Source organism: Staphylococcus sp. EG-SA-2, assembly GCF_017152085.1.
The window spans coordinates 1-669 of record NZ_JACYHC010001156.1; the positions used below are offsets into that span (position 1 = coordinate 1).

The following is a 669-nucleotide window of genomic DNA, read 5'->3' on the forward strand; positions in this document are numbered from 1 at the left end:
TTCACTATTATTTACGATTATTTATATAGATGACATTCAAAAATGGTTTAACCAATATACCGATAAATTGACACAAAATCATAAAGGACAAGGACACTCAAAATGGGAAGACTTTTTTAGAGGGAGTCGGATTACTGAGACTTTTGGTAAATATCAACATTCACCATTTGATGGTAAGCATTATGGCATTGATTTTGCATTGCCAAAAGGTACACCAATTAAAGCGCCGACGAATGGTAAAGTAACACGTATCTTTAATAATGAATTGGGCGGCAAGGTATTACAGATTGCCGAAGACAATGGAGAATATCACCAGTGGTATCTACACTTAGACAAATATAATGTCAAAGTAGGTGATCGAGTCAAAGCAGGTGATATTATTGCATATTCAGGCAATACAGGTAAACAAACGACAGGCGCACATTTACATTTTCAAAGAATGAAGGGTGGCGTAGGTAATGCATATGCAGAAGATCCAAAACCGTTTATCGATCAGTTACCTGATGGGGAACGTAGCCTATATGATTTGTAGTTATAGAAGGGTGCCCGCAGTCTAAAAAATTAAGCAATCATTGTGTGAGTATGATACTTACATAATGGTTGCTTTTTTCAATGAAAATCGTAATGCTAAGTCATACTTGTTTGATTTAGATATTACTTAAAATGTAA

The 669-nt window shown here is 35.0% G+C and carries 1 protein-coding gene; it reads left to right on the plus strand.

Annotated features, from left to right (window positions below; translation table 11 throughout):
- A partial coding sequence (locus IDG60_RS28030; RefSeq protein ID WP_206161066.1) for a M23 family metallopeptidase occupies positions 1 to 532 on the plus strand: 532 nt, incomplete at its 5' end.
- Positions 533 to 669 lie beyond the last annotated feature (137 nt).